Raw genomic sequence first — 2,882 nt, 5'->3', positions numbered from 1 at the left:
CTATTTAGGTGTAAGAATTAGGTATATATACCTGTTACAATAAAGGACTCTATGGGTATGATGTGCAGCACATGGGCCAATGAGCTGTAACCAATCTGCATATTTAGTCAATAGGCGGTGCTCTGTTTTCACTAAGTAAAAGCTGATCGGTTTTGATTGAAAATGTGAGAATATCTCTAGGTCAAGAATTAGCTTTGTCAGCTTATATTAAGTGCTTACAATAATTAGGATATAGTTTAGATAATAATGAAAGCAAAAATACTTGGATAACTTTCGATTGATAAAAATAAAATTAAAAATGAAATTTCTGTCATTGAAGAGTCTGGTTTTGATGATGCCTATAAAGAATATTCTATAGGAAAGTGGAGAACTAAATCTATATGGAATCAAAATGGAATTAATGGCGAAGCAATATCTAAAGAGTATTGCGGTCATGCAAAGAGGACTTTTTTTTCAAACCAGCTTACCTATATTAATGAAATAATTTCAAAAAATTTCAACACAAAATATATCAAGTCAGTTAGAGTTTTAAACTCTTGTGAAAATGGGATGATTTTTCCACATAAAGATTACTTGGAATTCAAAAAAGGGTTCAATCGAGTTCGTGTGGTTCTTTATACTGATAAAAACTGCCTAAATTCTGAAAAAGATACTATTTACCACATGAGGGCTGGAGAAGTTTGGTATGTAGATGGTAGCAATATACATAGTGCGATGTCGCTATCTGAAAAAGGTAAATTTACTCTTATAGAGGCTGTAATGTAACAATGATATCTAAGTCTGGTGAGTTACCAGCTGTAAGAAATGAATTAATGATCTATGATAATAAACTTTCATATAAAAAAGCAAAATCTAAAATAGAAATAGTAAAAGACATAAATAAAGTAATTCGTGCATATAATAAAGAGCCTCTTCATATTCTTACAAAAGAAAGGTTAAATCAAGAAATAATTTTATCAAGAAGAGAGAATGGATGGCAAACAGAGGTTGGCGATATTATTGAGTATCTAAACAATAATAGCAGTTTGCTTAGTAATAGAGATATAGTTCGACTAAAGAAAAAATATAGACGATTCATATCAAGGTATATTTCATCTATACCAGTTCAGAACGGTAAACTACTACTTGAATTTATTGATAATGGATCTCTTAATATAATTAAAGGTAGTTATGAGGATCTAGAATGGGATAGAAACTGGAAAATTAAAAAAACATTTATGAACTTTGACTGTGTAGTTGTTTGTGATGGTTTGGCTAACCCAGGAATAATTAAACGAAGTGATGGTAATTACTCTTTCACTTACAAAAATAAAAAAGACTATGTTAGTATTTCAGAGCTTGAGAAGAAAAGTATTTGGCTTGTAGGTAGTACCGCTGCTTCTGAATTTCTAATAGTTAACTATATTAGATTTTCAGTATCAAGAGTGGAAAGATTAATTAAACAACTTAAGGCTGCTTAAATTGAAAGTTTGCGTAGTAGATCCAGTTTCAAGTGGAAAATGTCTTATTGAGGCTTTAGAAGATTATGGCTGCACAATTATAACTATTGCTACGAGCAGCCTAAAATACGATGCGAAAAGAAAAATTGACTTTATATATGAAAAATCTAATTTAGAACCAGCTGTCCTCTATCTAAAAAAAGAAGAAGTATCTCATATCTTAGCTGGCAGTGAATTTGGTGTCACTACTACAGATATATTAAGCTTTTCACTTAAGCTAAAAGGTAATGATTATAAGCTGAGACAATCTAGATCCTGTAAGCTAAGCATGTACGAAAGAATAAGTAAATGTAATATTGAGGCTGGAAGGCATAGTGTTATAACAAAAAAAGATGAATTAGAAGATGTATTAAGCCTATTTAGCCACCCTGTCTTTATAAAGCCTTTGAACAGTGCTGGAAGTGATGGTTGCTTTAAGTGTAATACAAGTGATGAAGTTGTTGAAAAAGTCAATATGATTTTGAATAAGAAAAACTTGCTTGGCAATATTAATGATAAAATACTTATTCAAGAGTATATTGAGGGGCAACAATATGTAGTTAATACAGTTACATTAGAGAGCGCGCATGTCTTCACAGATATCTATTTGGTGAAAATCGAAGAGGTTGAAGGCATTCCAATCTATAGAAGTATCATTGCTGTTGATATAAACTACAATGAAGGTGAGGTTGGCAAGGTCATTCAATATACAAAAAAATGTTTGGATGCATTAGGGGTTAACAATGGTGCAGCCCACACGGAAATACGATTAACGGAGCATGGGCCAAAGCTTATTGAAGTTAATTCACGATTAATGGGGCCTAACTTAGATTCTAATGCTTTCTACTTTGGTTTGGGTTATAGTCAAGCATCTATTTGGGCTGAATCAATTTTTGATCCAAAAAGCTTCTACAAACGTGTTGAAAAAAACAAACCTCTAAAAAAACACTTTGCAATGGTTTATCTAAGAAATGCGAGTCATGGAAAAATATTAAACCGGAAAGGTTTGTTTTCTTTGCGTAGATTACCAGCTTTTCATAGTATAGTTGATACCCCGAGTTTATCTTATAAACCTCAAAATCCACTATCAACAACTGGGGATTATGGGATAGCATTTTTTGCTCATGAAGAGAAAACAGTTTTCAATGCGTCTCTTGAAAAGCTTCATAGTTTAGAAAGCTCAGGCCTTTTTAAAACCTGCTGTTGAGGAATTGCAAGTGCACCCTGTATTATTTATATTAATGTCTGTATCAATTCAGGCTTTTTCGTTTGCTTATGTTTCGAAAGAATTTGAACCCGGTGAAATTATACAGTATTCATTGATTTCATTTCTTTTGTGTGGTTTGGTATTTTCAATGGTTTTATATAAAAAAGGGAATCTTTGTTTAGAAGCAAAAGAAATAC

4 protein-coding genes are annotated in these 2,882 nt (G+C 31.9%); all 4 read left to right on the top strand.

Features of this window, described 5'->3' with window-relative positions; all coding sequences use genetic code 11:
• Positions 1–276 precede the first annotated feature (276 nt).
• Positions 277–765 carry an aspartyl/asparaginyl beta-hydroxylase domain-containing protein gene (locus tag KDK17_RS19475; RefSeq protein ID WP_373691564.1) on the top strand — a complete coding sequence of 163 codons (489 nt, stop codon included), beginning with the start codon at positions 277–279 and terminating at the stop codon, positions 763–765.
• A gap of 2 nt (positions 766–767) precedes the next feature.
• The gene (locus KDK17_RS05100; RefSeq protein ID WP_257287503.1) at positions 768–1,460 is read left to right on the top strand and encodes a hypothetical protein; all 693 of its coding nucleotides are present in this window, start codon (positions 768–770) and stop codon (positions 1,458–1,460) included.
• Position 1,461: 1 nt separating this feature from the next.
• Positions 1,462–2,685, top strand: a complete 1,224-nt coding sequence (locus KDK17_RS05095) for an ATP-grasp domain-containing protein (protein WP_257287502.1) — start codon at positions 1,462–1,464, stop codon at positions 2,683–2,685.
• A 10-nt stretch (positions 2,686–2,695) separates the two neighbouring features.
• Positions 2,696–2,882 (top strand): hypothetical protein (locus KDK17_RS05090; protein WP_257287501.1); only part of this gene is annotated, 187 nt, incomplete at its 3' end.

Source organism: Endozoicomonas sp. SESOKO2 (genome assembly GCF_024606245.1).
Lineage (GTDB): Bacteria > Pseudomonadota > Gammaproteobacteria > Pseudomonadales > Endozoicomonadaceae > Endozoicomonas_A.
The sequence above is the reverse complement of the archived record's forward strand: the minus strand, read 5'-3'. Positions and strand labels throughout refer to the sequence as shown.